A 26,901-nucleotide genomic window follows, 5' to 3' on the forward strand; every position below is an offset into this window, starting at 1 on the left:
TTACTAGTCTAATCTGTCGCACTTGGCAGCACATATAAAATCATTCTGATGCAGCCCTTTGATCGAGTGGCTCCACCAAGTAATGGTCACCTTACCCCATTCCAATAAAATTGACGGATGATGAAATTCGTCTTCAGCAAGTTCAGAAACTTTATTAGCAAACGCCCACGCCAACTTATAGTTCTTAAATTTATACTCTTTTTCAAGTTGAGGAATACCATCACGTTCCAATATCTGCCAGCCTTGTAACTCAGTAAGTAATAGCCGTCTTTCTTCTGCCCCTAATGCCACTGCACTACTAGTACAAGACTCACAACGTAATTCATCAAGCATGTGTCACTTCCTTTGGTTCAAATAATGGGGGTAATAGTCCCGCCTGCATGGCTTGTTTGACATGAAACATCAAATCCATTTTGCTGAGCTTGTACAGTTGTTGGATGTTGTCCAAAACAAAGTACTCAGGCTGCATAATGTCGATTCGGTAAGGAGTACGAAGCACAGTATGAATATCAAACTCTACTCGTTGTGTATTTGGATCATCGAGTGCGTACACCGTTTCACCAGGGGAAGATAAGATACCACCACCATAAATCTTGGTTTGATCGCCCTCTTTCACCAAACCAAACTCGACAGTAAACCAGTATAACCTTGCGAGATACACTCGCTGTTTATCAGTAGCATTGCAACCCAACGCACCATACGTATGAGTAAACTCAGCAAACTCGGGATTGGTCAGCATGGCACAATGACCGAAGATCTCATGAAAGAAATCCGGCTCTTGTAGGTAGTCGAATTCATCTCGATTGCGAAGAAAAGTGGCAACTGGAAACTTCTTCTCAGATAGAAGCGCAAAAAAACGGTCGAAATTGATCAATGCAGGAACAGGTTCTACCTGCCACCCTGTCGTGTCTTTAAGGACACGGTTAATATCAACTAACTGTGGCGCTCTATCTATAGGTAAATCGAGCAATTCGAGCCCCGCCAAATACTCTTTGCATGCGCGCTGTTTTACCAAATGAAGCTGCCGTTCAACCAAATCACGCCAAACAGCGTTCTCTTCAGAACTCCACTCCACAATCCCGTGTTCATTCACAGGTTTAGAATGATACCGTGCCATACCTAGCTCCATTAACAAATCCGTTACATTAAGCCTATCTTCATGCTAGGACGCTGACAATTTTCCAAGTAAACTCTCCCTCCGAACTTACCTGTAACATAAATTTTACATTTAACGGCTTTTTGCTTATTTTTCATGTATCTGAAGTCAGTCTATATGTTTGACTTTGGCTATATTTTCATCAAAGCTTATCTGAATAACGGAGAACAATACGACGAGGATGTCATGTCTAATTCAGAGCCAACCTTCCCTTCCCCTATCTGGGCGCCTAGTCTCGAACGAATTGAATCATCAAACTTAAAACAATTTATAAAACACATTAATATTCAAGGCGATGCGATAGAAAATTACGCTGATTTACACCGTTGGTCTGTCGAATGCAAAAAAGATTTTTGGTTAGAAGTTTGGCAGTTTTGTGATGTCATCGGCTACAAAGGTGACTGTATTTTAGGCGAAGGATTAGCAAAGTGGGACACATTTAGCCCGAGCAGAGACACCATATGGTTTCCACAATCGCAGCTTAACTATGCTGAAAATTTACTCGCCTACGCATTTCAAGCCCCTGACGATATCGCCATTTGGTTTAAGAATGAACGTGGAGACTGCCGTAAACTTTCGTGGCAGGAGTTGTGTGATCAGGTGTCCATTCTTCAGCAATGGCTAAAGCAAAATGGTGTCGAAAAAGGCGACGTTGTCGCTGGATATTTACCTCATATGCCAGAAACCATCATTGCCATGTTAGCGACAACCAGTTTAGGGGCAATTTGGACTTCAACGTCTCCTGACTTTGGTGCAGAAAGCGTCATTGAACGCTTTGGCCAAGTACAACCTAAAGTGCTGTTCTGTTGCAATGGCTACGACTTCAGCGGCAAAACCTTTCATATGGAGGAAAAAAACCGCCAAATCGTCGATGCAATACCTAGTTTGATCAATACCTGTCAAATCGACTATTTATCTTCCCAATCTAGCAATCAGGGGCATAGTGACTCTTTCTCCGATTGGGAGGCCATTTTAGCCAGCTACTTGCCACGTGGTATGCGATACCAAAGAATCAGCTTTAATGATCCTTTGTTTGTGCTCTACTCTTCTGGTACTACAGGAAAACCAAAGTGTATTGTTCACTCCGTTGGCGGAACCATTTTAAACCATTTAAAGGAGCATCAACTTCATTGTGATGTTCAGCCTAAGGATCGGGTTTTCTACTATACGACTTGTGGTTGGATGATGTGGAATTGGCATGTTTCAGCACTGGCAAGCGGTGCCACCTTAGTCATTTATGATGGCAGTCCTATGCATCCTAATCCCAATACACTTTGGCAGTTATGCGAAGACGCCGAGGTGACTTTGTTTGGAACATCAGCGAAATACCTCGAAGCCTTAGAGAAAACACAGTTCAATCCAAGTAGCAGTTATTCGCTTAAGTCTCTTCGCACATTGTGTTCTACAGGTTCTGTCTTGTATCCCGAACAGTTTGACTATGTATACGCTAACATCAAAGTCGACCTCCATCTTGCCTCTATCTCTGGAGGTACTGATATCTGCGGATGCTTCGTCTTGGGTAACCCTATTTCGCCAGTTTATCGGGGGGAATGCCAAGGTGCCGGTTTGGGTATGGATGTCACTGTATTTAATGAAATGGGAAATGAGGTGATTGCAGAACGAGGTGAACTGGTTTGCCGCAACAGCTTTCCCAATCAACCGATCGGCTTTTGGCATGACAATGGTGAACGCTATCACCACGCCTATTGGGGCAAATTTACTAATACTTGGCACCATGGGGACGATGTCGAAATAACGCTACGAGATGGTATGATTTTCTACGGACGAAGTGACACTACTCTCAACCCTGGGGGGGTGCGAATTGGTACCGCTGAAATTTATCAGAAAGTAAACCAGTTAGCTGAAATTCAAGACTCAATCGCAGTAGGAAGACGCGTCAATGGGGATGAAAAAATCGTATTGTTTGTCCAACTGAATCCCGATCAGATTCTGACTGATCAGTTAACGTCAGTAATAAAACAAACTCTGCGAGAGCAATGTTCTCCACGTCACATACCATCAGAAATCTATACCTTAAGTGAAATACCAAAGACCAAATCAGGCAAACTGGTAGAGCTCGCCGTGAAACAAGTTCTCCATGGCCAAGAGATCAAAAACAAAGGTGCTATCGCCAACCCGTGGGTGTTGGAAGAAGTCAAAAAGCACCAAAACACCCCAGTTACATAAACAAAAAAAGCCCGACACATTCCATCGGGCTTTTATAATCTCATCAAGGGCTATTATTTCTTAGCTACAGCCATTAAAACTTTTAGTGAACCATCGGGTGTTTCAATATCGAACGGCGTCGTGACGACCACTTCACTGAAACCTACGCTAGACAACACTTGCTGCGCGTGCGTAATAGTCATACCACCAACTTGGTCTTTATCTGACAGCCAATCCCAATGGATAAAATAGCTACCTTCATCAAGCAAGCTAAAGACAATGTCTGCAGTATCAGAGTAACTTGGTAAGAAACTACACACCGAGGATGCAACTACCAAATCAAATTGAGCACGAAATGCTGGGTGCATAGCCACAAGACCACGGCTTAAGATATCAACCACTGGCTCTACGTTAATTAGCTCTTTCATATCTAGCTGTTCGATCATGGCTTCTGAACTGTCTAATGCAACAATATCTTTTGCAAATGGTGACAACCGCTGACTCAGCAAACCCGTGCCACAACCAAAGTCCAGAATATGCATTCCTTTAATATCGACAACTTTCTGTAACGATTCAAACGCCTTGTCTGCGTAATCATTGGTCGCGGTTTCCGCATCCCAATTCGCTGCGACATCGTCCCAACTCTTAGCCATCATGATCTCCCTGTTACTACATTCATTTGGCGCTGCTCAAGAGTATCAAAACTGCATGAAATTCATAGCATTTCAATGCTGAAAACAGACAACTGCCTAGGATTAATATAATATCGATTTTAAGCTAATCAAATTGAACAAAAGATGAACTTAACTCAAGTCGAAGCTTTTTGTACGGTTGCTGATACCGGTTCTGTCTCGGAAGCCGCACGCCAACTTGAATGTAACCGTACTAAATTAAGTATGGCAATCAAGGCATTGGAAAAAGATCTTGATGTAGAACTATTTGTTCGCAGCGGGAATAACCTTGTGCTCTCAGAAGCAGGCAAAGCCATCTACAAAGATTGCCACAATCTTTTGGTAACGGCTTCGCGTATTCGTCAGACTTGCGCTCAAGTTTCAGGAGAGTTTAACGCGGAAGTATGGATAGCACGGGATGATTCCTTACCAGATGAACTGTGGCACGATTTATCCCATCGACTAAACAATCACTTTCCAGCCACGACTTTCAATATCGTGCTTGCGTCCAGCGGTGACCTAGCCAATCTCGTTGCCACCTCTCAAGTCGACTTTGCTTTTGGTGTTGATTATGAACGCCTCGACGACCCACTAGTAACGTATCAGCCACTCGGAAAGATAAGGTTAATGTCGGTTTGTCGAACCAGCCACCCGTTAGCCCGGTTGCGCCGCGTTTCCGACGATGTACTACGCAACGCCATGCAAGCTGTCATGGTCTACCTTAATGAGAAAGATAACCCTGAGCTACAACCCTTTTCTCTTCGCTATATCGGTTTCTCAAGTTTTGAATACATGCTCAATACGATTATGGAAGAAGACGCTTGGGGCGTGCTACCCGAACCTCTTATCCGCCATTTACTGAGAAAACAAGATCTTGCAGTCATTAAGCATACTTACGGTTTAACACAGGAAGACTATTGTATGTTTACCGCAGCAGGTATGACAGAGCACCCTGGAATGTCTTGGCTAGCCGACAAGCTCAACGAGTACCTGTTTGATTTCTAGCGCCTTGCTCAAGAAACAACCATCAGTGAGCGTCAATAATCATGACACCAAGAATCTACTCTATCTTGTTGAATTTTAATGACAAAGCAAAATAGAACAAAAATACACCATACTTAAAACGTATATAATGTTTGTGAAATGCTCTAGTTTTGAGAACACTGTAAGTGTCTATAAACAAGAGATTTCAGTATGTGTGCTAGGACAAGCTTAAATGAAAAACGAATTCTAACCTTCTCTGCAATACTCGCATCAGGTTTTGCAGGTGCAGGTTTAGTACTCGGATTGCTTGTCGGCTCATTAGTTATCGTCTTTGACGGTGTATACTCTCTGGTCAGCTTGCTGTTAACTTTATTGTCGCTGGCCGTTTCACGCTTTATTGAGCGTCCTTCAAGCCGCCAATTTCCATTTGGTAAAGCGGTATTAGAACCTGTTGTGATTGCCGTTAAAGGTAGTGTCATTCTCGCTATTGTTAGCGTTTCTCTATACTCAGCAGTAACGGCCATGTTCACTGGCGGCCGAGAGGTTGACGCGAGCATTGCGACACTGTTTGGCATAGTGAACGTACTAGGTTGTGGCTATGCTTGGTGGCATATCGCCAACAAATCAAAACGCTTCTCTTCTGGGCTCATTGAAGCAGAGAGCAAACAGTGGCAAATGGATACTCTATTAAGTGTTGCTGTCACGTTAGGTTTTGTAGCCGCTTGGTTAGTTTCCATTTCTCCTTTTGCGCAATACGCGGTTTATGCTGACCCAATGATGATGATCCTAATGTCTTTTTACTTCATCAAGGTGCCACTTGATATGTTGCTGGGGGCTCTTCGAGAACTACTGATGATGAAACCGGAGGAAGCCATTTGTAACGCAGTTGACAAAGAAGTCTCCGCATTAGACAAGCAAGTGTCTCAGCAGCTAAAAGTAGCAGCCGTCACTAAGGTTGGACGTGAGTTGAGGGTTAACCTTGATGTCCATTCAAAAGGCAAACAAGTTGAAGTTGCAGAGCTGGATAAAACCCGTCGAGTGTTAAAAGATAAACTGTCGAAGCTTTCGTTAGACTTGAATATAACCATGAATATTGCGAGCTAATCAATACCAACCAAAATAAATATCTAGTTATCCCGATTGGTATTAACTGTTTCGCGTTACAAGTGCAGTATCCCAGAAATGGTAGTACGTGCTTTACCGCTTAACTTCACTCGCTGGCCTTCTATCTCTATACCAATATACCCACCCCGAGGGGAGGCTTGGTAAGCATAAAAGTTACTTTTTCCTAGCTCCTGCTGCCAGTACACGGCTAATGCACAATGAGCAGAACCAGTGACAGGGTCTTCGCTGACCCCCACCCATGGCGCAAAGTAGCGAGAAACAAAATCAGTTCCAGTATTCTTACTTTGCGCAGTAACAACAACTCCACGACCTTCTAGTTGCTTCAATGCATCAAAATTAGGATTCAATTGACAGAGCACTTCTGAATCCGATACATGTATCAACACTTTTTCATCAAACTGCTTTACTGCATTAACTTGATTCAGGTTGAGACCCAAAGCTTCAAACAGCTGCGAACTACAAACCTCATAACAAGATAAGCTCGCGATAGGAAAGTCAAGTTCAATGCAACTTTCATTAACTTTGGCAGTTAAAGGGCCAGACAGAGTATTGAAACTGATGCTCTCGCCAACGCTAAGTTTACCTTTCTGCTGAAGAATATGTGCGACTGCAAGTGTTCCATGCCCACAAAGGACAACCTCGACTTTTGGCGTAAACCATCTCAATTGCATGTTGCTTAAAGTAAGGAATGCAGTCTCTGATACGGCCATTTCCTCAGCAATCGAGTACATCACTGACTCTTCGAGAGGCTCTTGGGTAATACAAACGCCTGCCGGGTTTCCTTTAAAAGGCTGGCAGGTAAATGAGTCAACTTGATAAATGTCTAGTTCCATACTAATTCTTCAGCGTAAATAATAGAAGGTGGGCTTACTTAGCAACATCAAGCCACTGGCCGCCAGTCAAACTATCTAAGTCACTCGCCTTAAGCCTAAATACCGTATTTGGCGTTCCCGCTGCGGCCCAAATCTCGCCGTATTGCTTTAAATCCTGATCGAGTATGGTTTGGACCTTCGACGTATGAGCAACGGGGGGGACGCCGCCAATCGCGTATCCAACTTTCTCACGAACAAATGTCGCATTTGCCTTTTCAAGTGGGATCCCCGTTTGCTGTTTAATTTTGTCTGCACAAACCATGTTGGTCCCTGAAGCAACAACAAGCACAGCCTCCCCTGTTTCGCCGTTTTTAAAAATTAGCGACTTGGCAATTTGGGCGACACCACAACCTATCGCATCAGCCGCTTCGAGTGCGGTACGGGTCGAGGCAGGCATTTTCTGAATGACAAAATCATGGTCACGACTTAATAGAAATTCCTGAACTTTAATTGAAGACGCTTTCAGCTCCGTTGACATGGTATTCCCTCTAACTGTTCGTTCTTATAGCTGTATATAAACTCAACTCACACCTTTGCCTGCTTTCGTATCCTGTATAACTTAAAAAGCTGCCTTTGTGACTCAAGGTTTAGTAGTTAAACTTGGGTTCTCAGCCAAAAAATTTTTCATCGGCAAAAACAATGGCTCAGGAAGTGAATCTACTGCAAACCATTTCCACTGCTTGCACTTATTCGGCTCCATAACCTTTGCGTCACCAATCGCGTTTTCTGCCACAACAAACAAAGTAATATAGTGCTTACCTTCTTGTTCGAACACGTCGTTGGTGAAACCCAGTTTCGTGGTAGCGCTAATCTGTAGCCCGGTTTCCTCAAGTACTTCACGCTGAACACATTCTGCAATTGACTCACCAAACTCTAAATGCCCTCCTGGTGTCGCCCATGTATTAGCCCCATGAGCGCCAATTCGCTCACCCAAAAGGATCCGATTATCTCGTTTAATAATGGCGGCTACGCCAACACGTACTTCTTGACTCATGCTTAACCTTTAATCTGGCAGTTGGAAAAATCTAAGCTCATTGAAGCTTCTCTACAATCAAATAGGTATGAAACTCTGGATATTGGTCAAATTCGAGGTGTCGAACCATACAGTCCAACTCAATAAACAAGCTTAGAAAACCGTTGGTTCCTAGTGACGAGTAATAGACTTCAGGCCCCATAAAGCTGTTAGTATGAAAGCCCTCTTCACTTGTTCCGCCAAATGAAAAAATAAAGATACCACCGATATTAAGAATATCGACTATCTTTGTCATAACTTGGCGCTGTTGATCTATAGGAATATGCCAAATACTGTCCCAAGCGGTTATAAAGTCATATTTGTCATCAAATTCGTGCTGACAGATATCAGCATTGATAAACTCTACCTTTGGGTGTTTCTCTTTGGCTAGCGCCAACATCTCACTCGATATATCCATACCTGAAGGAGTGAATCCTTCCCTAGACAACAAATCAATAAATCGCCCAGTACAACCGCAACCAATATCGAGTGCTTTTCCGCGTTTCTCCGTAAACGAAATGGCACGCTTGTGTTGCTCAATGCCATTCTCTAAGTTGAAACTTTCACCTTGCCAAATGTGAGTAATTTGGTCGTATGCCTTGCCTATTTGTTCTGGCTTCATATCAGTATCTATCGTTCCCTTTGTTCGTCGTAGTGGCTATTACAGGTTCTCTTAGTCAACTTAGTTAAGCTCCAACTGCCAATAACCTACGGAAATATGTTGATCAAACTTGAAGCCAATGTTGGCAAACTCACCGACCTTTCTAAAGCCCAACTTCTCATGTAGTGCCACACTCGAGGGGTTTGGAAGTGCAATCGTTCCTATCGCATTCTTAATGCCTAGTTCGCGTAATTGAGCAATGAGAGAGCGATATAGCTTTTGACCTGCCCCTTTACCTTTCGCATCACTGGATAGGTATATGGATGGCTCAACCGTATATCGATAAGCACTTCGAGACTTCCATTTAGCTGCATAGGCATACCCAAGAGGCAGCCCCTCTTCTTCGAGCACTATCCAAGGAAGCTCTGCGGTGAGAACAGCATCGATCCTTAGCTCCATCTCCTCAACAGAAATTGGTTCTTCTTCGAAGGAAATCGCAGTAGTAGCAATGTAGTGATTGTAGATACCCACAATCCATCGAGCATCCGTGAGCTGTACTTGTCTTAGTTCCATTTGTCCTCCTTGACGAATAGCTGGCTACTCATCGTACACTCGATTGAGCCTGGAGATAAGCCTAAGATTCGAATTCAAAAGCAGGGCAAGGCGTACCTTGATGATATTTAAGTTGCCAATTGCACCCAGTAAATGCCCAAATCGAAGAGCGTTTGGCATAATTGCTCACTTCGCCATCAACAGAGATTAGTGCGGATTTATACAAGAGAAGCTGAACAGAAGGTTCGAGTTGGATACATTCATAGTCCTGTGAATGAATGACAACCTCAGAAGTTTCTTCACCTTCCATCATTTCAACGATGGTCGCAAAGTCAAAACTGGTACCCGACTTCCCCACTTCACGAAATGTTGGGTGGATTAGTCGCTCTCGCTCAGTATTATCTTGTCTAACTGAAAACTGATGTAGCGCTTTTTCTTGTTCAATCAGTATATCCATGTCCTAACCCTGTTCGCTTATTTTATTTTGACCAATATGGTTCGATAACATCACAAGAAGTTTAAAGATATTGTGCAGCCTTACCCCTAGCCGCAAGGGCTTTGCGTTATCATTAATATTGACCGCCACTTTAATAACAGAGATTTTAGCGTAGATATTTTCAATCACTTGCTGAGTTTCCCAACCGTGATACCGTTCAAGTTGCTTGATCCCGTTGGTACTAGCAGCATCAATTTTAGAGCGATTGAGTGAGTTAAAGTTAAACCCTTGCTGTAGGGCTTGTCGATAGGCGGATTCTTTAATTTGTGGAATGAGTTGTTCATACCCAGAACGCGTCTCTACATACAAACGAATTAGCTCGGTGTTTTCTTGCAGTTCAACTGCAACTGTTCTTTTAAGCCCGCGATTACCTGCAATCCATTTGTACAACGAGCTCGCGGCTTTCTCTGCACTACTCGTCGCTTCAAATGCTTCCTTTACTTGCATACTACCCCTAATACCTATTTTGCCAACTCAGGTGCATAATGAGTTTGATTCAAAATATTAAGTGAATTCAATATGTTTGCAATAGGAATTTATACCAAATCAACAACATCGATTAATGGTCATGATCATGGTGGCTATGATCCTCAAGACCGACTCCATTTACTATCTCCGGAATCCGCTGCACACCTATGCCATGGCGATAAACATTTTCTGCACCAAGATAACTGGTGACAAGCACGCTCATGGTCGAGACTAGCGCGATGACAATAAACCATACGTTGACTGTCTTATTGCGTATTACTAGTAATACACTTAGAGAGACAAACATAAGTACGACGGAAACAATGGCAGCCTTGCGGTGCAGCAGCATTGCAGCATGCCCCGCCTCGTCGTGTACAACGGTATTAAAAGCATACCACCCTGTAATGGCAGCAATAAGACTAGAAATTGTAGCTACAAATAAGCTCCACTTAGCCACGATGAGTAACTCAGAGCGTAAGTTAGCAGGAAAAGGAAACAAACTAAGAATATAGAACAGAGATGAAATAACCGTTGGGGCGATAACAAAATGCACCGCAAATGGATGCCAGTTGGGGATAACTTCGATCATTGCCCACTCCTTGGTTATGATTTTCCAATCAAACATGATTATAGGTAGGCAAAACCAAGCCCGCGCAATTAACAACAACTTCCTTGGCGTTGTACTGGTGGGCAGGGAACGGTGCCATAGGAGCAAAACACGCAACAATCACCATACTTTGGCTTTAACAGCTCACCACAATTGGTACACTCGTAAAAGTAAACGCAGTGATCTGTAGGCATTACTTCAATGCGTTTATTCTGGCACTTCGGACAAACCAGTTCTGATTCAAGCACGATGACCATAGATACTGCCTTCCTACATCATTAAAGGAATAATAGCCGACAATTACTAGCATCGTTGTCGGTTTATAAATAAAGGCAGGCGTCTACTAAACAATAGGTACAAAAAAGGAGAGCCGAAGCTCTCCTTTCCTTAATCCTAATCACTGACTCTAATTAAAGAGCAGCTTTCGCTTTTTCAACTAGAACTGCGAATGCAGCTTTGTCGAATACCGCGATGTCAGCAAGGATCTTGCGGTCGATCTCGATAGATGCTTTCTTAAGACCGTTGATGAAACGGCTGTAAGATAGACCATTCTGACGAGATGCAGCATTGATACGTGCAATCCATAGTTGACGGAATTGACGTTTCTTGTTGCGACGGTCACGGTAAGCGTATTGACCAGCTTTAGTAACTGCTTGGAAAGCTACGCGGTAAACACGTGAACGTGCTCCGTAGTAACCTTTAGCTTGTTTTAGAACTTTCTTATGACGTGCACGAGCTTGTACACCACGTTTTACGCGAGGCATTATGCTTCTCCTAAACTAAACGATTGATAAACTAAAAAGAATTATGCGTATGGTAGCATACGAGCAACTGCAGCCACTTCACACTTAGGAAGGATTGCATTTGGACGAAGCTGACGCTTGTTCTTAGTAGTACGCTTAGTCAGGATGTGACGTTTAGTAGCGTGCTTAAACTTAATACCACCAGCAGTTTTCTTAAAACGCTTAGCAGCACCTTTGTTGGTTTTCATCTTAGGCATGATGAATAACTCCGCATTGTTGAGTTGTTTTAAACAATAGTAATTAGGGCGAACAAAACCCAGCCACCTTACGGCAGCTGCGTTCTATTACTTGTAAAGCCGTTAATTACTTCTTTTTAGGGGCAAGAACCATGATCATCTGACGACCTTCGATCTTCTTAGGGAAAGATTCCACTACTGCTAAATCAACAGTGTCTTCCTTAAGACGATTTAGAACGTCAACACCGATCTCTTGGTGTGCCATTTCTCGGCCACGGAAGCGAATTGTTACCTTCACTTTGTTGCCTTCTTCAAGGAAACGCGTCAGGTTGCGTAGTTTTACCTGATAGTCTCCAATATCAGTTCCAGGGCGGAATTTTACTTCCTTAATCTGAACCTGTTTTTGCTTCTTCTTCTGCTCTTTAGCAGATTTGCTCTTCTCAAAGAGGAATTTACCGTAGTCCATTACACGACATACTGGTGGCTCAGCGTTTGGACTGATTTCTACTAGATCCATACCCGCTTCTTCAGCTGCTGCTACTGCTTCTTGAATAGAGACAACACCAACTGATTCACCATCAGCGCCAGTTAAACGAACTTCACGAACGCCACGAATTTCACCGTTTAAACGATGAGCATTTTGTTTGGCCGGTACTTGGCCGCGTCTTCCGCCTTTAATAGTTTATTCCTCCAGATTGAGCTTACGGCTTGAGATCTCGTCTTGGATGTATGAAATAAAATCATCCACTTTAAACTTGCCAAGATCTTTGCCTTTACGAGTACGTACTGCAATTTCGCCTGCTTCCATTTCCTGGTCGCCACAAACAAGCATATACGGTACACGCTTCAAAGTATGTTCGCGGATTTTAAAGCCAATCTTCTCATTTCTCAAGTCCGCTTTGGCTCTAATTCCACATTTTTGTAGTTTTTGTGCCACTTCCTGAACATAATCTGACTGCTTATCAGTGATGTTCATGATTACAGCCTGTTCTGGCGATAACCAAGTTGGGAAGAAGCCAAAGTATTCTTCAATCAAAATACCAATGAAACGCTCTAGTGAACCTAGAATCGCACGGTGAATCATAACTGGCGTTTGACGCTCGTTATTCTCATCAACGTAGGTTGCACCTAGACGGCCTGGTAAGTTGAAGTCAAGCTGTACTGTACCACATTGCCATGCACGATCTAAACAGTCATGAAGAGTAAATTCAATCTTCGGACCATAGAACGCACCTTCGCCTTCTTGAATTTCGTAAGCGATGTTCATCGCTTCAAGAGATTGCTTAAGCGCATCTTCAGACTGATCCCAGATCTCATCTGAACCAACACGCTTTTCAGGACGAGTAGACAGTTTAACAACGATGTTGTCGAAACCAAATGTTTGGTACGTATCGTACACCATCTTGATACAGCTAGTCACCTCTTCTTGAATCTGACTTTCAGTACAGAAGATGTGTGCATCATCTTGAGTGAAGCCACGTACACGCATAATGCCGTGTAGTGCACCAGATGGTTCGTTACGGTGACATGAACCAAACTCCGCCATACGTAGCGGTAGGTCACGGTAAGATTTTAGACCTTGGTTAAAGATTTGTACGTGACCTGGGCAGTTCATCGGCTTAAGCGCGTATTCACGGTTCTCTGAAGAAGTCGTAAACATTGCTTCTGCGTATTTGTCCCAGTGACCAGAACGTTCCCAAAGAACGCGGTCCATAATAAGCGGACCTTTTACTTCTTGGTAGCCGTACTCTGTCAGTTTTTCGCGAACAAATACTTCTAAGTCACGGAAAATAGACCAACCATTGTGGTGCCAGAACACCATACCCGGTGCTTCTTGCTGCATGTGGAATAGGTCTAGTTGCTTACCAATCTTACGGTGGTCACGCTTCGCCGCTTCTTCTAGGCGAGTTAGGTGTGCTTTAAGCGCTTTTTTGTCGTGGAACGCAGTACCGTAGATACGCTGAAGCATCTTGTTGTCACTGTTACCACGCCAGTATGCACCTGCTACGTTCAGTAGCGTAAAGTGCTGACAGAAACCCATATGTGGTACGTGAGGTCCACGACACATATCGATGTATTCTTCATGATGGTATAGGCCTGGACGGTCATCACGAGAGACGTTTTCGTCCAAAATTTCCATCTTGTATGTTTCACCGCGAGCTTCAAATGCATCGCGTGCTTCCTGCCAGCTAACCTTTTTCTTGATAACTTGGTATTTGGTCTTGGCAAGCTCTTTCATTCGCTTTTCGATCTTCTCTAGATCTTCTTGCGTTAGAGAGTACTCAAGATCGATATCATAGTAGAAACCGTTATCGATTGTTGGACCGATCGCCATTTTTGCTTCAGGGTAAAGCTGCTTGATCGCGTGACCTAGCAGGTGAGCACATGAGTGACGAACGATTTCTAGACCATCTACTTCATCTTTTACTGTGACGATTTCAAGGCTTGAATCTTGTTCAATAAGATCACATGCATCAACACGGTTACCATCAACACGACCAGCAATGGTTGCTTTCGCAAGACCAGGACCGATAGATTGAGCAACATCAAGAGTAGAAACTGGGTTGTCGAACTGACGCTGACTGCCGTCAGGAAGAGTAATAATAGGCATTAAAATATCCTTTACAGTGGTGTTGCACACCAAGCAACACATGCAATTTAAAACGAGTCTTTAATGAGAATTCAAAGATTAAAGACGAGAGTTCGTGTCCTTTTCTGCGCAAATACGGATGCACAACTCAGGAAAGAAGGAGCATTGTAACGAATTAATGTGAAATAACAATCGAAGTCACAGAATTGGTTGAGAAAAGTTCAAAAAGCAATCAGTTCAGCCAGCTATTGAGCACTTTCCTTGATTCGTCGATCACATCGCTGGCGAGCATGCCGATTTGCCCTTTGTGCTTTGCAATATTGTCTGCGGCAACACTGTGCATCAAAACCCCAAACTTCGCAGAGTTGGCTAACGACATTCCCTGAACAAGCAAAGCGGCAATAATACCAGTAAGCACATCTCCCATTCCTCCCGTCGCCATACCTGCATTTCCAGCCTGACAAAGATAGACGCTTTCTCCATCATAGATCAAAGTTCCAGCGCCTTTTAACACAACAACGCCACCGTATTTGTTGTGTAAATTTCGCACAGCTTGAAAGCGATCTTGTTCAATATCTCTGACGCTGCATCCCAAAAGGCGAGCCGCTTCTCCTGGGTGGGGGGTGATGACTCGCAAATCATCAACATGAGGTTGCTGAGCTAACAAATTCAACCCATCGGCATCGATCACTTTGTTTTTTTCTATGTTTTTTACATTGGAGTAGAGCACATGTGCCCAATCATCTGTACCCAATCCCGGCCCTAAAGCGATGACATCGGCAAATCTTAGGGACTCTTGCAAATAATTGACTTCGCTGCACCAACCAAGTGTCATCACTTCAGGGCACGCAATCTGTAATGGTAGAGCCGAGCTTGGATGACATAGCGAGCGTATCAGGCCAGCACCACACCGAGCACTGGCCGTTGCGCATAAACGAATGGCGCCCGCGTAACCTTGATTACCACCAAGGCATAACAATCGACCATTATTGCCTTTGTGAGCCGTCGCGATACGGGGCGGCATCGCTAAGCGAAATTGCTCCGTATCGATAAAACGGCTACTGGCTTCGACGCACTGCCTAAATTCATTCTCAACGCCTAAGCCCGCAAAGTGAAGCTCACCTGTATAAGCTCTCGCCTGTCCGGTTGTTAAACCCTGTTTTACGCCAATAAACGTAATTGTGTGTTTTGCAATGATCGCATTTCCCAAGATTTGACCACTGTCGGTACACAAACCGGAAGGGGTATCTATCGCGATAACCGGAACTTGGCTGTCATTGACCTTTGCGATTAGATCTTGAAGTGGTTGTCTGACCTCTCCCGTAAGACCTGTGCCCAATAGTCCGTCAATCAACACATCCGCGCTGGTTTTCGACCAATCCGACGAGTCGAACGCTTGAATCTTTCCACCGCACTCAGTCCACTCTTGTTTGGCTTTAGCCGCATCGCCAGATACTTTTGCCTCATCACCGTATAGATAAAGAGAAACTTCTAAACCATCTGATTTAGCCAACTTGGCGACGACAAACCCATCTCCTCCGTTGTTTCCTGTACCTACCATGATCATAATGCTCTTTGCATGAGGAAACTTGTCTCTCATCACTTGATAAGTTGCCAGCCCAGCTCGAAGCATTAGTGTATACATCTCAACGCCAGCGAGCTTTGCCGCTTGCTGCTCACCCAATTTGACTTGTTGTCCGGTATAGAGTTCTAAAGGAAGTGCTGAGTTCATTGATACGAAGGATTGATGACTGATACTAAAAGCATATACAACAACGCCAAGGATTTCCTTGGCGTTGATTACAGATTACTGATTCTTAGAAACCAGTGCCTCGGCAGTCGCATCTTGTATTGATAAAAACATGGAACGAATTTCTCCAGTTGGGGTGCGCATCGGATTGAGGGTGATGTTCTGGTACATGAAGTCAGCTTGTTGGGTCACTGGGCGCACATTTCGGCACTTAAACAAATATGGACGCTGTTGCCAAGTAATGAAGCTGCGACAACCTAAATCATAGACAGGTTTAGTTTTCAGTCTAAACCAATCTTGTGGAATTTCAGGAAATAGCTCAAACAGAGACTTACCAATCGCATCATGCGCCTGTATGCCACTATGGTGGGTCATAAAGCCATTCCAAACCTGAACATTATGGTCGGTATCAAGAACAACTAGCCCCAAATCAACGTTTTGCACCATGTCCACCATCCAGTGGAACTGCTCAAACTCAGCTGGAAGAGATAACATTAGAAGTCCTCCATTAGATACGAAAGTTTGTTGTCTAGGAGTGGCAATGATTCATCCACAAACATAAACAGTAAATCACAGCGTATCGACGTCCCATCAATGTTATAGCTGACTTCAAATGTCATGGTCTTTTTAAACGCCCCCGTCGTTGAAGAAATAACAGAATCGATAGAAATATGCTGCCCCAACAAAACTGGAGAGCTCTGAAAGAAACGCACCTCAGCTTGCTTACCCAAACCATTCAAGAATGACCCCACTAAGATATTTGACACATCCATTAATAGTTCAAGTTCTTCTAACTCTTCACTATCCGTTGGTATCTTCATTAACTTTTTCAGGTCGCACACGCTGGAATCACTCAAGAGCACCAGAGCTTCACCAGCAATTCCTTCTCCGCTGAACCCTTGGCACACACCTGAGACTTGGTCGTTTTCCGCTAGGTCCCGAAGAGCCATGTGAAGCTCACTCACTTCTAGTATGTTTACGTTTGGTAAGGGTAAATGGACAAACACATCAAAGTGTCTAGCCAACGCATCAGCGGCTTGCCCAATAGACACGTTCGCCACTTCCATATAAATGTCGCGGCGGCGGAGTATCGGTAATTCAACAGAAACAGGGGTGACAATTCTTGGTTGAGTTGGGGGCTCAACTAACTCTTTAAGCACTCGATTAAGTGCATCTTTGTCGATTGGTTTCTGGATAAACGCCTTTGCTCCAAGCGTCATCACTCGTTCTTTAGCTTTAGGTTGAATATCCCCTGATACAACCACCACAGGAACACCAATACCTCGCTTGCCAATTTCTTCTAATGTTCCAAACCCATCCAACTCTGGCATGGTTAAATCCAAGAACATCAGCTTAAATTCATTTTGTTCTAGCTGCTCTAAAGCATCCAATCCATGGACGGCAAAGGTGATATCAGCGTTTAGCGAAGCAGGCAGTGAGCGAGCCATTTGCTTTCTCGCTAAAGCGGAGTCATCGCATATAAGTACCGGAAAAGACATGCGTACACCTACTCCTATATTTTTAGTTTATTATTAGAGTGTAACAGAACGATAGCGCACCAGGCACGGCAGGCTGAAAATTCTTTTGAGTAAACAATAGATAAGACCACTTAACACGACTATCCGCTTACTCATCACCACTCGCTTTTTGGTTAAATGAATCTTCGTCAAACCCTTCATCACGAAATGTCGAGGCTATTTCTCTGAATTTATCTTCTATCGCTAGAAAAGTATCCACTAACAGTGGTTCAAAATGGGTCCCCGCCCCTTCGGCAATAATGCTTACTGCTTTGTCATGAGAGAAAGCAGGCTTGTAAACGCGTTCAGAGATTAAGGCATCATAAACATCTGCCACAGCCATCAAACGTGCACTAAGAGGGATATCGTAATCAGACAAACCTTCAGGGTAACCACCACCATCCCACTTTTCCTGATGACTATAGGCTATTTCTTTGGCGGTCTGGAGGAAATCACACTTAAAGTCAATAGAGTCCTCAACTGTGAGCAGTACCGCACGACCAAGCGTAGTATGAAATTTCATTAGCTGAAACTCTTCATCGGTTAGCTTACCTGGTTTGAGCAATACACTGTCGGGGATACCAACCTTACCTATATCATGCAAAGGGGCTGATTTGTAAAGCAATTCTATCGATTCTGGATTCAGCTCATCGGTATAATAGCCATTCAATAGCAGCTCTTCTGCAAGAAGTTTGACATAATTCTGAGTCCGGCGAATATGGTTACCCGTTTCGTTATCTCTGGTTTCTGCCAATGAGGCCATCGCCCCGATTGTGGCATCTTGTAGCATCTCTAACTCTCGGGTCCGCTTCCTAACCCGTTCTTCAAGGTGATCGTTTTGTTCAGACAACTCTTCCATCGTAAACCGTAATTTCAGATGGGTGTTGATTCTAGATAACAAAGTAGGCGGACTAATAGGTTTCAAAATATAATCCACCGCGCCCACTTCAAATCCACGTTGTTCGTCTTCAATCTGGGTTTTTGCAGTGAGAAAGATAACCGGAATGTGCTGTGTTTTCGGGTTGGCTTTGAGCTTTTCACATACTTCATAGCCATCCATTTCAGGCATCATAATATCCAGTAAAACGATATCCGGAGCTTGCTTTTGGCAAATAGAAAGCGCTTGTTGCCCACTTGTCGCCACAACCACTTTATGGTGCGGCTTAAGCAAACTACTCAATAGCACCCTATTTTCAGCGTTGTCGTCGACAACAAGAACACTCGATACCGATTCAGCCACTTGACTCTCCAAACACTTTATCTATATCTAACGGGTAGATACTGATAGCCTTCTTTAACGCCTTGCTCGCAGCAAGAAAATCACAATCATGAATATTTCGACAGCAGGCTTCAAAGTTCTCTGACTCTAGTAAAGTATTAAGTCGTAAGTAGTGCTCGTCAAGAAACTCAATTGCGCTTGAGTCAAATTCATTAAGTAACATATCTAAACGAGCAATTAGTGCAATACTCTCGTCATCCAAACTCTCTTTAACTTCAGTGGGATAAGGTCTCCCTAACCCTCTACATATTTCCATGAAAAATGGCTCTAGGTGAGATTTAAGTTCCTCAGTTAAGCTCTTCAGTTCTGGCTTCGGCTCACTCCCTTCAAATTGCAATTCTAATCTGGCTGCAATATCAGAGAGACGAGTAGCACCCAGATTACCACTCGATCCTTTTAGTGTGTGAATAAGAAGTTTCGCTTGCTGGTTATCGTTTTTCTCTAGGGCAATATCTAAACGTTTGCAAAAATCGTGCTCTTTCTCAACTAGTTGAGAGAGCAGCCTTTGATACAGAACTTCATTCCCCGCGACTCTCATCAAACCGCTTTTTGCATCAAGTAATTCGATATCATAAATCGAATGCCCCCCCACTATTGCTGCATCATGGCTTATGACAGGGGTTTCAATATACAGCTCGTTAGACTCATTTTGTTGTATCTTGTCGATGCAGCAACGTTTGATGGTAGAGTACAATACCTCTGGGTCTATCGGCTTAGAAACATGTTCATTCATCCCCAAGTTCAAGCACCTTTCTCGCTCTTCAACCATTGCATGTGCCGTCATGGCGACTAATGGAATATCGTCATATATTTTGTTAGCGCGTATCCGGCGACTTGCCTCATAGCCATCCATGATCGGCATTTGTAAATCCATAAGAATAATATCGAAGTGACTTTCACCCTTCTCGAGTGTCTCTAATGCTTCTAATCCGTTGTTAGCAACCGTGACTTGAATCGCTTTGTCTTCCATTAACTCAACCGCGATCTGCTGATTGATCTCGTTGTCTTCCACAAGAAGAGCCTTCAATCCATTAAAACTACTTTCATATTTTGAATTTCTGCTTTTTATGTGAGATTTTGCAGTTGAGCGATTTGGCGCAAACAGGTCCACAAGCAGGTCAAAAAGAAAAGATTGTCCTATCGGCTTAGATAAGAACCCTGCAATATCCAAGTCGTCAAATTGTTCGGAGATATCATCTTTATCGTAGGCAGTAACAATGACCATTTTTGGCTGGTGTTCAGCGCTAATTTGCTGACGAATCATCTGTGTCGCTTCAATACCACTCAATTCAGGCATTTTCCAATCCATAAAAACAAGGTTGTAAGGTTCTCCATCCTCTGAGGCACGCTTAAGCTCTTTAAGTGCTGTTATTCCACTATCAACTAACTTCGGCTTTTGTGGCAACACATCGAGCATGTCTTCCATGATCAGCAAGGCATGTTCATTGTCATCAACAGCTAATGCTTTTACTGAGTGAAGCGTGTCAGGCACGATCAAATATTTGTCTTGGTTGGAATCGTCATAACTCACTAACACACTGAAAGAGAAGCAACTACCTAGATTTGGCGTACTATCGACTCGAATCTCCCCCCCCATTAGCTCCACCAACCTGCGACATATGGACAGCCCTAGCCCCGTCCCGCCATACCTACGAGTAGTAGAACCGTCAGCTTGAGTAAACGCATTGAAAAGTTTATCTGTTTGATCTTTGGACATTCCTATACCTGTATCTTGCACCTCGAGACACAAATAGGCGCTGCCAGTAGCTTCAGGTTCGACCGTGACGGTAACTGAAATTTCACCTTCTGCTGTAAATTTGACTGCATTGTTGACCAAATTTATGATGATCTGCCCTAAGCGCAAAGGATCGCCTTTGATCACTTTAGGTACATCTTTAGAAACCTTAAATAGAAGCTCCAAACCTTTTTCAAAGGCCTTTTGCCCCGTAACCATTGAAACGTTGTGCAGAACATCATCTAGACAAAATTCAATTTCTTCTATGGTCAGCTTCCCTGCCTCGATCTTACTGAAATCGAGAATGTCATTGATGATGCCGAGTAACAAAGACGCAGAGTTATGAATTTTAGTTAGGTAGTCATGTTGTTTAGGAGATAGTTCGGTCTTTAGAGCAAGATGTGACATCCCTATGATTGCGTTCATGGGTGTACGAATTTCGTGACTCATGTTGGCTAGGAACATCGATTTTACTTCAACCGCTTCTTCAGCCTTGGCTCGCGCTTTCGTTAATTCATCTTCCACCCGTTTTCTTGATGTTACATCACGTAAAAACATCGCCGCGCAGCACTGCTCATCAAACCAAAAAATACTTATCCCAAGGTCAATTGGAATCATCTTTCCTGTTTTGGTAAAGGTTTCTACTTCAAAGAAGCCACCACTGACTTTATCTTTATCATCTATCGAAAGTTCACCACTCAGTACCTCTTGCAGCTCTGTCGGAATCCCAATGTTCAGTAGTTCACAAAGGTTTTTTCCGACGGCTTCTTGTGAAGTAAAACCATACGTCTGCTCAGCCGTTTTATTCCACATTATGATTTTCTGAATAACATCAATAATAACGACACTAGAGGGTGCGCCATCAATGATGGTACTAGACAACGCCTCTGACGCTTTAAGGTCTTTTGTTCGGCGCTCAATTTCCGCTTCTAACCCTTGCTGATGCTCCGCTAACGCACGGTTCTTTAGTTGCAACTCTTCAAGCAATTCGTCGCGAGATTTCTCTTCAAGTATGGCTGCGATAGTAGAAAACTGATGCGTTGAAAGTGGTGACCTCAGTCCAATTCGCCATATCAGTGTCTGTCCAGAAACCCAAGTTCCAAGCAAAGGGATAATAAGATTGGAAATCGGTTCATTTATATCTGGGCAGTGCCATTTGAGTACGATTGCATCTTCAATTACCTTAGCAACCAAGCTAACGCGATCCGTTAGGCTGAATAAATGGCGAGGAATTTCGCCGCTAAGAAGCACCAATTGGTCTCGCTCGAATGCTGGATAACCGAGAGTGTCTAAAATAGACGCAAACTTTCGACGTAAAGCAATTCTGGACACATCACTATTCGCAACCCTAATTTGAAACTGGCTAGTCATCACTGAACCTCACGACAATTACAGTGGCATCATCGAAGGGCTTGCTAAAAGAGTGGATAAAATAAGAAGAGAGGTACTCGACGGCTTTCCCATTAGCATCTTCAAGTTCGGAACTAGATATGTTCTCTTTCACCCCATCTGTTGTGAATAAAAAGGTATCTTCGCCCTCAAAGTTAAATTCAAAGTGCTTAAGGTTGGGAAGCAGCTCACCCACAATGCCCGCTTGCGCCTGATAGCTTCCTCCATTTTCACCTAACTGCCGTATCAGCGTATTGCCGACACCCAACCCGTAACCTTTTCGTTCTTCTACATCAAAAAAAACTATCGTCATTGCCGCACCTATGGTGCCCAGCAAATACTGGTGAGCTTGACGCATTGTCCAGTCGATGTCTGAACTCGCTATTTCTTCGAGTTGTTTCTCTAGTTGCCGCGCTAATGCTGCCGCCTTTACACCGTGCCCAAGGACGTCAATGATGGTAACAAACAAGCCGTTCTCTAATTCTGATATATAGAAACCGTCTCCTGCTTCCGGTTCATCTCGGTATGGAATACATTTCACTCCGTATTGAAAACCCATACTAATCTTTCCACTTGGTAATAGAGACTGTCGTACCGAGTTCGGGTGAAGACTGAATATCAAAATCATCCATCATTCTGACCACTCCGGGAAGCCCCAACCCAAGTGATTTCCCGGTAGAGTAATTGTCCGTCAGAGCTCTAGATACATCCGCAATCCCTCCTCCAGAGTCCGCGGCAACAACTTTAATCCCAATGCTGTCATTCACCTCAAGTTGAAGAAGGGAAACCTCTCCTTCTCCCGCATACTTGACTATATTTGTGGCCAACTCAGAAACAGATGTTGCAATTTCACTGACCAAAGGAGCGCTGAATCCAAGTTTCTGGGCGATGGTATAGGTTGCCATTACTGCACTCATCACGTCCGCTTCGGAATAGATATGATGACTCTCAAGTATTTTTTCGGCTACAGAGCTAGCAAGCATGGGGCCCCCTTCTTACCGCAAGTAGTCCATCATCGATACTTTGTGCGCACGGTAGCTTTTCTGTGTTGTAACCGACATTGACCAGCGCCATTGCAATACCTGGCCTAATGCCGACGAACAAACATCGTCTTCCCATCACTTCAACGGTTTTGGCTATCGTATACAGTTGGTCAAAGTCGACCCTGTCTAATGTTTTGACTTCCGATAGGTCGATTAGAACCCCACTGATTGAGTGACTACCGACTTTCTCCAGCAAATGATGGCGAAAGTCCTCTAATATATTATGACTTAGGTCGACTTGAATGGTCGCCACCAATACATTCTGTAGCTGGCTTATAGAAATAGACTTTTTCATCCGGTACGACGCCGTGACTAAGAAAAAGTCTTAAGTGCTTGAACGTTAAGCCCCATCATTTCAAACGCGTTTTCTAGCGCATCCCTCAACGTCGCATTGGTCTGTACCTCACCGACATTGATACCAAGTTGGACCATCGTTTGAGCAATAGAAGGGGAAACACCTGAAACTAAGCAATCACACCCCATTAATTTCGTTGCTTTGGTAATCTTGATAAAGTGATTAGCAACAGCGGTATCGACAACTGCAACGCCAGAGATATCCATTATGAAAATTTTGGCTCTGTGTTCTGATATTTTATTGAGTACCGCAGACATGATGTCTTGCGCACGCTTCGAGTCAATAATGCCCACAATAGGTAACATCAAAATGTCTTGCCAGACCATAGTGACTGGTGTAGACATCGCAAGCAAGGCTTCACTTTGTTCAGCAATACGACGATTAATAAGGCGCGAATAGGTATCAACTACGATGGTAGTATCTAAATGGAGTAGTTTGGTAAATGCCGTAACTAACGAGCTGTACTCATCACTATATAAACTCCCGTCGTACATCCTTTTAGTAAAGATTACCATTGATATATTCATACCTGCGAAGTAGGTAGGTAGGGACAACCCGACTCTTGCATGTACCTCTCCGACAGCTCGGCGCTGCTTTACATACTCGTCATCAACTTTAGCTTTAAAAAAAGTGCTCCAATATTCAATTTGTGCATTTTGAACTCGTTTGAGCTTCTTATCATCGGCAAAAAACTGTTGGTACTCGGGTTGTTTCTCTAGCCAAGTATAAAAATGCCCCACGTATTCATGAAGCTTAGGTAGCATTAGGTCACCAAACTTCCGAATTAACGCTAAATCAGCTTCACTGAGGTCGTGTAGTTCAAGCAAGCTTGCTGCACTTGTGTATGTTCCAACCGATGTGCTGTGCGACATACTTGTCTCCTAGCTTCTATACGCGGAATTTGCCCACTTTAACTAGAGCATTAAACATTCATTATGCAATTAAGCTTAGTCCACATTATCTTTCTGACAAATAACAAAAGAATCAAAAAACAAAATAATCCCCAGTAATTAGGTCAAGTATTTATTTTGTTCATATACTGAATGAAACTCGGTCAATAGAAATCGTTTTAGAACAGGAAGTAATAGGGGAACCTTATGCGCGTAAACCAACCGGTAACTCAGAAGGAAGTCACGTATCCATCTGAATACAACCTACTTTCCATAACCAAGCCCAGCAGTCACATTACCTATGCTAGTCAGGATTTTTGCAAAGTCGCGGGATATACCCTTGATGAGCTGGTGGATCAACCACACAACATTGTACGACACCCAGACATGCCCCCTGCTGCATTTGAAAACATGTGGGGTTACCTTAAACAGGGTAACTCTTGGATGGGGCTTGTAAAAAACCGCTGCAAGAATGGCGATCATTATTGGGTTGATGCCTTTGCCTCTCCGATTAAAGAAAATGGTAGAACTGTAGAGTACCAATCTGTCCGTCTGGCCCCTAATCGCAAACATGTAAAAAATGCCGAAAAAATATACGCACAACTTAACCAAGGAAAGACCCCCCTTCAACTCCAGTTGCCTCGCACCCGATTGTGGCAACGTATGTCTGCGGTGTTGCTATTGGCCGCTTTAGTGACCAGTGGTGTCGCTGCTTACTCCCCAATTGCGGCTATCTGGCTTTTCTTCATTCTCGGCACCATAACAGCCTATACGCAAACAAGGCGCTTAGAAGATCTCTCGGCGCAAGCGCGCAAAGTTTTTGACAACCCACTTATGGAACTAGTCTATAACAAGCGGGTCGACGACATATCAGAGATACAACTCGCATTTAAGATGCGCCAGTCGGAAATCAACTCCATCGTGGGTCGGATTCAAGACTCAAACCAACAGATATCTAAGGCCGCGAGTTCTTCAGCCAAAAACTGTGAAACAACCGCCGAGAATTTGGTCGGTCAAACCTCCGAAACAGAGCAAGTCGCTGCTGCAATCAACGAAATGCATTCTACGGCCAATGAAATTGCCCAGAATGCACAAAGCGCATCTGACGTCACTGATCAAGCCAATACAGCAGCTAATGAGGGTAGAGCCTCTGTCACACAAACGATAGACTCAATCAATGAGTTGTCTAAACAGCTTGGCGTTGCTTCAGAGGTTATCCAACAACTGGTTGAGCATGGTCGAACCATTGGTGAAGTACTGGTCATCATCCAGGGAGTGGCTGAACAGACCAACCTTCTTGCTCTTAACGCAGCAATTGAGGCTGCACGAGCAGGCGAGCAAGGTAGAGGATTTGCAGTGGTTGCAGATGAGGTTCGCCAACTTGCCCAGCGAAGCCACGAATCGACAGAAGAGATCCAGAACATCATCAAACTGATTCAGGTCAGTACCGAAAAAGCCGTTCAGGCTATGAACGAAGGCAACCAGCTTTCGGATGTTTGTGTCGACTGCGCTAATACATCAGGGGATAAGCTAGATTCACTGCTTCATCAAGTGACTGACATTTCGGATCGAAATAGTCAAATCGCTACTGCGATAGAAGAGATGGCGCGAGTGACAGACGATATGAACTCGAGTGTTCAGTCGATCAGTGATGTGTGTGCGGCGACGAATATTCTAGCAAGTGACACTAAAGATGAGTGTGAAGGTTTAGTCGATAACTTAGGTTCACAAGGGAAACTTGTTACCCAATTTAGGAAGCTATAGTTAGCCAAGGCTAATGAAGACAAGTTCAAAAAAGCCTTCCGAAGAAGGCTTTTTCTATTTGACTATTGCGCCATACGGATAAGTGATTTACCAATCAGCCATTCAAGCTCTTTCGCACTACCCTCACCCAGTTTCTCTTCGCAGACCTTGTAAAGGCGCTCGATACCGTTGGTGGCAAATTCGTGCGTACTTTGAGAAGTAACAATATGGTGGAACAATAGACGCAAGATTGCGCGGAACTCTTCGTCATCTAACGCAACAACCCAGCTAGATGAAAATGCATCTAGCCCTTTGTCTAGTTCAATATGTTCAACAAACATTTTGAAAATTCGGCCATCAAGAGCGGCTGTGAAGTCCGTTTTCTTAGGAAAGTGGTGGCTGATCCCCGTTCTTGATACACCAGTTTGCTGGCTTAATGTTGTGTACGACATCTTGTCGTAACCTAATCGCAATAGCTGGTCTACAACCGCATCCATGATTTTCTGGATGGTGATCTCGGTATCTTCTTTACTACGCTTTGGCATGTTTAGGCTCTTCTCTCTGTATATCCGTCTATAATTATTGACGCCCTAATAGCTCACTTTGCTCTAGTACTATACGTCAACTATCAACGTAAACGACTCAGCCACAATTAAACAATACGGCATATTTAACTATAGTGCAGTGCAAGCTAATTCCCAATAAAATCCCATTGGTGATATTTATGAAATTAAAGGGCGTTATCTTTTGTTTATATAATAATAAGCGACCGATAATCTTACAAAATGTTGATGCTTACAACTAACTGAATAGCATTCTAACATGCGAGTGACATGAATTTTCGTAATTTATTGATCTAAATCACACTTAAGCGTGAAGCATTCGCGCCACTTATTATTAGAGTATTTTTTGAACAAACAA

General features: G+C 43.6%; 30 protein-coding genes. 4 read left to right on the top strand and 26 right to left on the bottom strand.

What is annotated here, in order from left to right:
* Positions 1–3: 3 nt before the first annotated feature.
* Both ZX61_RS02630 and phhA read right to left on the bottom strand, forming a co-directional pair.
* Positions 4–333 carry a 4a-hydroxytetrahydrobiopterin dehydratase gene (locus ZX61_RS02630; RefSeq protein WP_049843163.1) on the bottom strand — a complete coding sequence of 110 codons (330 nt, stop codon included), beginning with the start codon at positions 331–333 and terminating at the stop codon, positions 4–6.
* The gene (gene phhA, locus ZX61_RS02635) at positions 326–1,117 is read right to left on the bottom strand and encodes a phenylalanine 4-monooxygenase (protein WP_049843438.1); all 792 of its coding nucleotides are present in this window, start codon (positions 1,115–1,117) and stop codon (positions 326–328) included. The genes ZX61_RS02630 and phhA overlap by 8 nt, the downstream gene beginning before the upstream one ends.
* Before the next feature lie 225 nt (positions 1,118–1,342).
* Between phhA and ZX61_RS02640 the strand changes: the two genes are divergently transcribed.
* The gene (locus tag ZX61_RS02640; RefSeq protein ID WP_049843439.1) at positions 1,343–3,343 is read left to right on the top strand and encodes an acetoacetate--CoA ligase; all 2,001 of its coding nucleotides are present in this window, start codon (positions 1,343–1,345) and stop codon (positions 3,341–3,343) included.
* A gap of 53 nt (positions 3,344–3,396) precedes the next feature.
* Here ZX61_RS02640 and ZX61_RS02645 read toward each other — a convergent pair whose 3' ends face one another.
* Positions 3,397–3,975, bottom strand: coding sequence for a class I SAM-dependent DNA methyltransferase (locus tag ZX61_RS02645; RefSeq protein ID WP_049843164.1), 579 nt, complete (start codon positions 3,973–3,975; stop codon positions 3,397–3,399).
* A 144-nt stretch (positions 3,976–4,119) separates the two neighbouring features.
* Between ZX61_RS02645 and ZX61_RS02650 the strand changes: the two genes are divergently transcribed.
* Both ZX61_RS02650 and ZX61_RS02655 read left to right on the top strand, forming a co-directional pair.
* A complete protein-coding gene (locus tag ZX61_RS02650) occupies positions 4,120–4,998 on the top strand; it encodes a LysR family transcriptional regulator (protein WP_049843165.1) in 879 nt (292 codons plus the stop codon).
* 189 nt (positions 4,999–5,187) lie between these two features.
* Complete coding sequence (locus ZX61_RS02655; RefSeq protein ID WP_049843166.1) at positions 5,188–6,081, top strand: cation transporter; 894 nt, start codon at positions 5,188–5,190, stop codon at positions 6,079–6,081.
* Positions 6,082–6,137: 56 nt separating this feature from the next.
* On the opposite strand, the gene ZX61_RS02660 is transcribed toward ZX61_RS02655, so the two are convergent.
* The 22 genes from ZX61_RS02660 to ZX61_RS02760 form a co-directional block, all read right to left on the bottom strand.
* Positions 6,138–6,935 (bottom strand): PhzF family phenazine biosynthesis protein, encoded by a 798-nt coding sequence (locus ZX61_RS02660; protein WP_049843167.1) that lies wholly within the window; start codon positions 6,933–6,935, stop codon positions 6,138–6,140.
* Between the two features lie 34 nt (positions 6,936–6,969).
* Complete coding sequence (locus ZX61_RS02665) at positions 6,970–7,452, bottom strand: YbaK/EbsC family protein (RefSeq protein ID WP_049843168.1); 483 nt, start codon at positions 7,450–7,452, stop codon at positions 6,970–6,972.
* Positions 7,453–7,554: 102 nt separating this feature from the next.
* The gene (locus ZX61_RS02670; protein WP_049843169.1) at positions 7,555–7,968 is read right to left on the bottom strand and encodes a nucleotide triphosphate diphosphatase NUDT15; all 414 of its coding nucleotides are present in this window, start codon (positions 7,966–7,968) and stop codon (positions 7,555–7,557) included.
* Between the two features lie 37 nt (positions 7,969–8,005).
* Positions 8,006–8,608: a class I SAM-dependent DNA methyltransferase gene (locus tag ZX61_RS02675; RefSeq protein ID WP_049843170.1), complete on the bottom strand. Its 603-nt coding sequence runs from the start codon at positions 8,606–8,608 to the stop codon at positions 8,006–8,008.
* A gap of 60 nt (positions 8,609–8,668) precedes the next feature.
* Entirely contained in the window at positions 8,669–9,160 is a 492-nt protein-coding gene (locus tag ZX61_RS02680) for a GNAT family N-acetyltransferase (RefSeq protein WP_049843171.1), read from the bottom strand.
* A 61-nt stretch (positions 9,161–9,221) separates the two neighbouring features.
* Positions 9,222–9,596, bottom strand: a complete 375-nt coding sequence (locus tag ZX61_RS02685) for a nuclear transport factor 2 family protein (protein WP_049843172.1) — start codon at positions 9,594–9,596, stop codon at positions 9,222–9,224.
* Between the two features lie 3 nt (positions 9,597–9,599).
* Positions 9,600–10,082, bottom strand: a complete 483-nt coding sequence (locus ZX61_RS02690) for a hypothetical protein (RefSeq protein ID WP_049843173.1) — start codon at positions 10,080–10,082, stop codon at positions 9,600–9,602.
* A gap of 112 nt (positions 10,083–10,194) precedes the next feature.
* On the bottom strand, positions 10,195–10,692 hold the full coding sequence (locus ZX61_RS02695; protein WP_049843174.1) for a DUF2231 domain-containing protein: 498 nt from the start codon (positions 10,690–10,692) through the stop codon (positions 10,195–10,197).
* Positions 10,693–10,760: 68 nt separating this feature from the next.
* The gene (locus ZX61_RS24685) at positions 10,761–10,967 is read right to left on the bottom strand and encodes a GDCCVxC domain-containing (seleno)protein (RefSeq protein WP_082173356.1); all 207 of its coding nucleotides are present in this window, start codon (positions 10,965–10,967) and stop codon (positions 10,761–10,763) included.
* A gap of 153 nt (positions 10,968–11,120) precedes the next feature.
* A complete protein-coding gene (rplT, locus tag ZX61_RS02700) occupies positions 11,121–11,474 on the bottom strand; it encodes a 50S ribosomal protein L20 (protein WP_004401084.1) in 354 nt (117 codons plus the stop codon).
* Between the two features lie 41 nt (positions 11,475–11,515).
* Entirely contained in the window at positions 11,516–11,710 is a 195-nt protein-coding gene (gene rpmI, locus ZX61_RS02705) for a 50S ribosomal protein L35 (protein WP_004411425.1), read from the bottom strand.
* Between the two features lie 106 nt (positions 11,711–11,816).
* Complete coding sequence (gene infC / locus ZX61_RS02710) at positions 11,817–12,368, bottom strand: translation initiation factor IF-3 (protein ID WP_071881323.1); 552 nt, start codon at positions 12,366–12,368, stop codon at positions 11,817–11,819.
* Positions 12,369–12,371: 3 nt separating this feature from the next.
* Entirely contained in the window at positions 12,372–14,300 is a 1,929-nt protein-coding gene (gene thrS / locus ZX61_RS02715; protein ID WP_049843175.1) for a threonine--tRNA ligase, read from the bottom strand.
* Between the two features lie 211 nt (positions 14,301–14,511).
* Entirely contained in the window at positions 14,512–16,011 is a 1,500-nt protein-coding gene (locus tag ZX61_RS02720) for a bifunctional ADP-dependent NAD(P)H-hydrate dehydratase/NAD(P)H-hydrate epimerase (protein ID WP_049843176.1), read from the bottom strand.
* A gap of 75 nt (positions 16,012–16,086) precedes the next feature.
* Positions 16,087–16,524: a PAS domain-containing protein gene (locus ZX61_RS02725; RefSeq protein WP_049843177.1), complete on the bottom strand. Its 438-nt coding sequence runs from the start codon at positions 16,522–16,524 to the stop codon at positions 16,087–16,089.
* The gene (locus tag ZX61_RS02730) at positions 16,524–17,528 is read right to left on the bottom strand and encodes a response regulator (protein ID WP_049843178.1); all 1,005 of its coding nucleotides are present in this window, start codon (positions 17,526–17,528) and stop codon (positions 16,524–16,526) included. The genes ZX61_RS02725 and ZX61_RS02730 overlap by 1 nt, the downstream gene beginning before the upstream one ends.
* A gap of 127 nt (positions 17,529–17,655) precedes the next feature.
* Complete coding sequence (locus tag ZX61_RS02735; protein WP_049843179.1) at positions 17,656–18,786, bottom strand: response regulator; 1,131 nt, start codon at positions 18,784–18,786, stop codon at positions 17,656–17,658.
* A complete protein-coding gene (locus ZX61_RS02740; protein WP_049843180.1) occupies positions 18,779–21,931 on the bottom strand; it encodes a hybrid sensor histidine kinase/response regulator in 3,153 nt (1,050 codons plus the stop codon). Before ZX61_RS02740 ends, ZX61_RS02735 begins: the two co-directional genes overlap by 8 nt.
* Positions 21,924–22,508 carry a SpoIIE family protein phosphatase gene (locus ZX61_RS02745; protein WP_049843181.1) on the bottom strand — a complete coding sequence of 195 codons (585 nt, stop codon included), beginning with the start codon at positions 22,506–22,508 and terminating at the stop codon, positions 21,924–21,926. The genes ZX61_RS02740 and ZX61_RS02745 overlap by 8 nt, the downstream gene beginning before the upstream one ends.
* A 1-nt stretch (position 22,509) precedes the next feature.
* Complete coding sequence (locus tag ZX61_RS02750; RefSeq protein ID WP_049843182.1) at positions 22,510–22,932, bottom strand: anti-sigma regulatory factor; 423 nt, start codon at positions 22,930–22,932, stop codon at positions 22,510–22,512.
* Positions 22,922–23,287: an STAS domain-containing protein gene (locus ZX61_RS02755; RefSeq protein WP_049843183.1), complete on the bottom strand. Its 366-nt coding sequence runs from the start codon at positions 23,285–23,287 to the stop codon at positions 22,922–22,924. Before ZX61_RS02755 ends, ZX61_RS02750 begins: the two co-directional genes overlap by 11 nt.
* Before the next feature lie 17 nt (positions 23,288–23,304).
* Positions 23,305–24,219, bottom strand: coding sequence for a protoglobin domain-containing protein (locus tag ZX61_RS02760; protein ID WP_049843184.1), 915 nt, complete (start codon positions 24,217–24,219; stop codon positions 23,305–23,307).
* A gap of 225 nt (positions 24,220–24,444) precedes the next feature.
* Between ZX61_RS02760 and ZX61_RS02765 the strand changes: the two genes are divergently transcribed.
* Positions 24,445–26,001, top strand: coding sequence for a methyl-accepting chemotaxis protein (locus tag ZX61_RS02765; RefSeq protein WP_049843185.1), 1,557 nt, complete (start codon positions 24,445–24,447; stop codon positions 25,999–26,001).
* 62 nt (positions 26,002–26,063) lie between these two features.
* Here ZX61_RS02765 and ZX61_RS02770 read toward each other — a convergent pair whose 3' ends face one another.
* Complete coding sequence (locus ZX61_RS02770; protein ID WP_049843186.1) at positions 26,064–26,525, bottom strand: TetR/AcrR family transcriptional regulator; 462 nt, start codon at positions 26,523–26,525, stop codon at positions 26,064–26,066.
* Positions 26,526–26,901 lie beyond the last annotated feature (376 nt).

Source organism: Vibrio sp. VPAP30 (genome assembly GCF_001188205.1).
Classification (GTDB): Bacteria; Pseudomonadota; Gammaproteobacteria; order Enterobacterales; family Vibrionaceae; genus Vibrio; species Vibrio bivalvicida.

What these genes read in the sequence shown, in the direction of transcription:
- ZX61_RS02670 (WP_049843169.1), bottom strand. Translation starts at nt 7,968, where the DNA reads ATGAGTCAAGAAGTACGTGTTGGCGTAGCCGCCATTATTAAACGAGAT.
- ZX61_RS02645 (WP_049843164.1), bottom strand. Translation starts at nt 3,975, where the DNA reads ATGGCTAAGAGTTGGGACGATGTCGCAGCGAATTGGGATGCGGAAACC.
- ZX61_RS02675 (WP_049843170.1), bottom strand. Translation starts at nt 8,608, where the DNA reads ATGAAGCCAGAACAAATAGGCAAGGCATACGACCAAATTACTCACATT.
- ZX61_RS24685 (WP_082173356.1), bottom strand. Translation starts at nt 10,967, where the DNA reads ATGGTCATCGTGCTTGAATCAGAACTGGTTTGTCCGAAGTGCCAGAAT.
- ZX61_RS02730 (WP_049843178.1), bottom strand. Translation starts at nt 17,528, where the DNA reads ATGTCTTTTCCGGTACTTATATGCGATGACTCCGCTTTAGCGAGAAAG.
- rpmI (WP_004411425.1), bottom strand. Translation starts at nt 11,710, where the DNA reads ATGCCTAAGATGAAAACCAACAAAGGTGCTGCTAAGCGTTTTAAGAAA.
- ZX61_RS02745 (WP_049843181.1), bottom strand. Translation starts at nt 22,508, where the DNA reads ATGGGTTTTCAATACGGAGTGAAATGTATTCCATACCGAGATGAACCG.
- ZX61_RS02740 (WP_049843180.1), bottom strand. Translation starts at nt 21,931, where the DNA reads ATGACTAGCCAGTTTCAAATTAGGGTTGCGAATAGTGATGTGTCCAGA.
- ZX61_RS02750 (WP_049843182.1), bottom strand. Translation starts at nt 22,932, where the DNA reads ATGCTTGCTAGCTCTGTAGCCGAAAAAATACTTGAGAGTCATCATATC.
- ZX61_RS02665 (WP_049843168.1), bottom strand. Translation starts at nt 7,452, where the DNA reads ATGTCAACGGAGCTGAAAGCGTCTTCAATTAAAGTTCAGGAATTTCTA.
- ZX61_RS02770 (WP_049843186.1), bottom strand. Translation starts at nt 26,525, where the DNA reads ATGCCAAAGCGTAGTAAAGAAGATACCGAGATCACCATCCAGAAAATC.
- ZX61_RS02690 (WP_049843173.1), bottom strand. Translation starts at nt 10,082, where the DNA reads ATGCAAGTAAAGGAAGCATTTGAAGCGACGAGTAGTGCAGAGAAAGCC.
- ZX61_RS02685 (WP_049843172.1), bottom strand. Translation starts at nt 9,596, where the DNA reads ATGGATATACTGATTGAACAAGAAAAAGCGCTACATCAGTTTTCAGTT.
- ZX61_RS02655 (WP_049843166.1), top strand. Translation starts at nt 5,188, where the DNA reads ATGTGTGCTAGGACAAGCTTAAATGAAAAACGAATTCTAACCTTCTCT.
- ZX61_RS02725 (WP_049843177.1), bottom strand. Translation starts at nt 16,524, where the DNA reads ATGTTATCTCTTCCAGCTGAGTTTGAGCAGTTCCACTGGATGGTGGAC.
- ZX61_RS02680 (WP_049843171.1), bottom strand. Translation starts at nt 9,160, where the DNA reads ATGGAACTAAGACAAGTACAGCTCACGGATGCTCGATGGATTGTGGGT.
- ZX61_RS02630 (WP_049843163.1), bottom strand. Translation starts at nt 333, where the DNA reads ATGCTTGATGAATTACGTTGTGAGTCTTGTACTAGTAGTGCAGTGGCA.
- ZX61_RS02650 (WP_049843165.1), top strand. Translation starts at nt 4,120, where the DNA reads ATGAACTTAACTCAAGTCGAAGCTTTTTGTACGGTTGCTGATACCGGT.
- phhA (WP_049843438.1), bottom strand. Translation starts at nt 1,117, where the DNA reads ATGGCACGGTATCATTCTAAACCTGTGAATGAACACGGGATTGTGGAG.
- ZX61_RS02640 (WP_049843439.1), top strand. Translation starts at nt 1,343, where the DNA reads ATGTCTAATTCAGAGCCAACCTTCCCTTCCCCTATCTGGGCGCCTAGT.
- rplT (WP_004401084.1), bottom strand. Translation starts at nt 11,474, where the DNA reads ATGCCTCGCGTAAAACGTGGTGTACAAGCTCGTGCACGTCATAAGAAA.
- ZX61_RS02695 (WP_049843174.1), bottom strand. Translation starts at nt 10,692, where the DNA reads ATGATCGAAGTTATCCCCAACTGGCATCCATTTGCGGTGCATTTTGTT.
- ZX61_RS02720 (WP_049843176.1), bottom strand. Translation starts at nt 16,011, where the DNA reads ATGAACTCAGCACTTCCTTTAGAACTCTATACCGGACAACAAGTCAAA.
- ZX61_RS02755 (WP_049843183.1), bottom strand. Translation starts at nt 23,287, where the DNA reads ATGAAAAAGTCTATTTCTATAAGCCAGCTACAGAATGTATTGGTGGCG.
- ZX61_RS02760 (WP_049843184.1), bottom strand. Translation starts at nt 24,219, where the DNA reads ATGTCGCACAGCACATCGGTTGGAACATACACAAGTGCAGCAAGCTTG.
- ZX61_RS02660 (WP_049843167.1), bottom strand. Translation starts at nt 6,935, where the DNA reads ATGGAACTAGACATTTATCAAGTTGACTCATTTACCTGCCAGCCTTTT.
- thrS (WP_049843175.1), bottom strand. Translation starts at nt 14,300, where the DNA reads ATGCCTATTATTACTCTTCCTGACGGCAGTCAGCGTCAGTTCGACAAC.
- ZX61_RS02765 (WP_049843185.1), top strand. Translation starts at nt 24,445, where the DNA reads ATGCGCGTAAACCAACCGGTAACTCAGAAGGAAGTCACGTATCCATCT.